2 protein-coding genes are annotated in these 3,453 nt (G+C 67.9%); both read left to right on the top strand.

All coding sequences use genetic code 11. The features are described 5' to 3' along the window. Positions 1 to 2,081, top strand: a 2,081-nt coding sequence (locus tag ABZV34_RS37730) for an RICIN domain-containing protein (protein ID WP_356287287.1), incomplete at its 5' end; no start/stop codon positions are given. Between the two features lie 26 nt (positions 2,082 to 2,107). Further along, positions 2,108 to 3,400: an RICIN domain-containing protein gene (locus ABZV34_RS37735; RefSeq protein ID WP_356287290.1), complete on the top strand. Its 1,293-nt coding sequence runs from the start codon at positions 2,108 to 2,110 to the stop codon at positions 3,398 to 3,400. The last annotated feature ends 53 nt before the right edge of the window (positions 3,401 to 3,453 follow it).

The raw sequence follows: 3,453 nt of genomic DNA on the forward strand, positions 1-3,453 counted from the left end.
CGTCCGGCTGCGCCACGCTCTTCTTCGCGGCCACCGGCAAGGGCCCCGTCCCGCGCGCCGCCGCGACGGCTAACGGCACCGCGGTCCAGCAGTACGCGTGCAACAGCAGCCAGGCCCAGCAGTGGCAGATCGCGGCCACGTCCGGCGGTTTCTCCCAGGTCGACAACCGCGCCGACGCCACCAAGGCGTGGGACGTCACCGATGTCTCGACGGCGGACAGCGCGCTGGTCCAGCTGTGGACGTACAGCGGCGGCAACAATCAGCAGTGGCAGGCCGTGGCGGACTCCGGCGGCTCCTACCACTTCGTCAACCGCAACAGCGGCAAGTGCCTGGACGTGCCCAGCGCGTCCACCGCGGACAGCGTGCAGCTCCAGCAGTACACGTGCAACGGCACCGCGGCCCAGTCGTTCTTCGTCAATCCCGTCGACGCGACACCGCCGCCAGGAACCCCGGACCTCGGCCCGAACGTCACCGTCTTCGATCCGTCGACGCCCGCCGCCACGATCCAGAGCAGCCTCAACTCGGCGTTCTCGCAACAGGAGACCAACCAGTTCGGCACCGCCCGCAAGGCCTTCCTCTTCAAGCCGGGCACCTACGACGCCAACGCCAACGTCGGCTTCTACACGCAGGTCGCCGGCCTCGGTCTCTCCCCCGACGACGTCAACATCCGGGGCGCGGTGCACGCCGAGGCCGACTGGTTCCAGGGCAACGCCACCCAGAACTTCTGGCGGTCGGCGGAGAACCTGTCGGTGACCCCGACGGGCGGCTCGGACCGCTGGGCGGTGTCGCAGGCTGCTCCGTACCGGCGGATGCATCTGCGCGGCAACCTCGCCCTGGACGACGGCGGTTGGTCCAGCGGCGGCTACATGGCCGACACGAAGATCGACGGCCAGGTGAACTCGGGCTCGCAGCAGCAGTGGCTGTCGCGGAACACCGAGTGGGGCAGCTGGACCGGCTCCAACTGGAACATGGTCTTCGTCGGCTCCAAGAACGCCCCGGCCAACAGCTTCCCCAACCCGCCCTACACCACGGTCGCCCAGGCGCCGGTCACCCGTGAGAAGCCCTTCCTCTACGTCGACTCCGCGGGCGCCTGGAAGGTGTTCGTGCCCTCCGCACGCACCAACTCCAGCGGCACCACGTGGAGCGCGGGTACCCCGGCGGGCGCGTCCCTGCCCCTCTCCGACTTCTTCATCGTGAAGCCGGGCGCGACGGCCGCCCAGATGAACGACGCACTCGCCCAGGGCAAGAACCTGCTGGTGACGCCCGGGGTCTATCACCTCGACCAGACACTGAAGGTGACCCGGCCCGACACCGTCGTCCTGGGCCTCGGTCTGGCCACGCTCATCCCCGACAACGGCATCACGGCGATGACCGTCGCGGACGTGGACGGGATCCAGCTCGCGGGTCTGCTGATCGACGCCGGGACCACCAACTCCGCCCAGCTCATGGAGATGGGACCGAGCAGCTCCTCCGCCGACCACAGCGCCGATCCCAGTTCCCTGCACGACGTCTTCTTCCGCATCGGCGGCGCGGGCGTCGGAAGGGCCACCACCAGCCTGACCATCAACAGTGACGACGTCATCGGCGACCACCTGTGGCTGTGGCGCGCCGACCACGGCAGCGGTGTGGGATGGACCAGCAACACCGCCGACACCGGCCTCGTCGTCAACGGCGACGACGTGACGATGTACGGCCTGTTCGTCGAGCACTACCAGAAGTACCAGACCCTCTGGAACGGCAACGGCGGCCGCACGTACTTCTACCAGAACGAGATGCCGTACGATCCGCCCAACCAGGCCGCCTGGATGAACGGCTCCACACAGGGCTATGCCGCCTACAAGGTGGCGAACTCGGTGACGAGTCACCAGGTGTACGGATTCGGCAGCTACTGCTACTTCAACGTCAACTCGTCCGTCGCCGCCGAGCACGCCATCGAGGCGCCGAACAACGCGAATGTGAAGTTCAAGGACATGGTGACGGTCTCCCTCGGCGGCACGGGCACGATCCGGCATGTCGTCAACGACCGGGGCGGCCCGTCCAACTCCGCCACGAACGTCGCCAACCTCGTCAGCTACCCGTGACCCGCTCAGAGGGGACCGATCAACCGATGCACACCACCAGATCCGGACCGACACGTGCGGTCCTGCGGGTCGTGCTGCTGCTGGCGACGCTGCTCGCCGTGGCAGCGCCGCCCGCCGCGCAGGCGAGCACGACGGCGACCCCGTTCAAGGTACTGGCGCTCTACAGCGGCACCTGGGACGCGGCGCACATCGACTTCGACAAGGAAGCGAACGACTGGTTCCCCCGGCAGGCCGCGGCCAACGGCTTCACCTACACCGCCAGCACCAACTGGGACCTGCTCAGCAACGGCGGCGTCAACGCCTATCAGGTCGTGCTGTTCCTGGACGACATGCCGCAGACGTCGGCCCAACGCACCGGCTTCGAGCAGTACATGCGCAACGGCGGTGCCTGGATGGGCTTCCACGTCTCGGCCTTCACCACCAGTGCGTCGGACTGGCCGTGGTATCACAACCAGTTCCTCGGCAGCGGGAACTTCCAGTCGAACACCTGGGGCCCGACCACGGCGGTCCTCAAGGTCGAGGACCGTACGCACCCGGCCACCAAGAACCTGCCCGCCACCTTCACCTCGGCGGTCAGCGAGTGGTACAGCTGGTCCAACGACCTGCGGCAGAACCCGGACATCAAGATCCTGGCGTCCGTCGACCCCAGCAGCTTCCCGCTGGGCTCGGATCCCAACCAGAGCTGGTACAGCGGCTACTACCCGATTCTGTGGACCAACACCAAGTACAAGATGCTGTACGCGAACTTCGGTCACAACGCGATGGACTACTCGACCAACACCCGTCTGTCGTCGACCTTCGCGAGTGAGACGCAGAACCGGTTCGTGCTGGACGGCCTGAAGTGGCTCGGCGGGGCCGACAACACGACCCCGCCGACGGATTCGATCTCCGAGACCGCCTGGTACTCGCTGACCAACTCCGGCAACGGCACGTGCGTGGACGCGCGCGCGGCCGCCACGGCGAACGGGACCGCGATCCAGCAGTACGCCTGCAACGGCACCCAGGCACAGCAGTTCCAGTTCCGCTCCACCGACAGCGGCTACCGGCAGGCCGGCATCCGAGGCAACCCGCAGCAGGTCATCGACGTGACCGGCGTCTCGACCGCCGACAACGCGCCACTGCAGCTGTGGAGTTACGGGGGCGGCCAGAACCAGCAATGGCTGCCCGTCAAGGAGAGCACCGGGCGCTACCACTTCAGCGCCCGGCACAGCGGCAAGTGCCTGACGGCGGCGAGCGCCGCGACGAACAGCGTGCAGCTCACCCAGCGCACCTGCGACGGCTCGTCCGCGCAGAGCTTCACGCTCACGGCGCAGCCCTGACCGACCAGCACAAGGGTGCCCCTGTCCCACCGCGCGCCGGTGGCGGGACAGGG

The sequence above is a fragment of the Streptomyces sp. NPDC005195 genome (assembly GCF_040608315.1).
Classification (GTDB): domain Bacteria; phylum Actinomycetota; class Actinomycetes; order Streptomycetales; family Streptomycetaceae; genus Streptomyces; species Streptomyces kaempferi.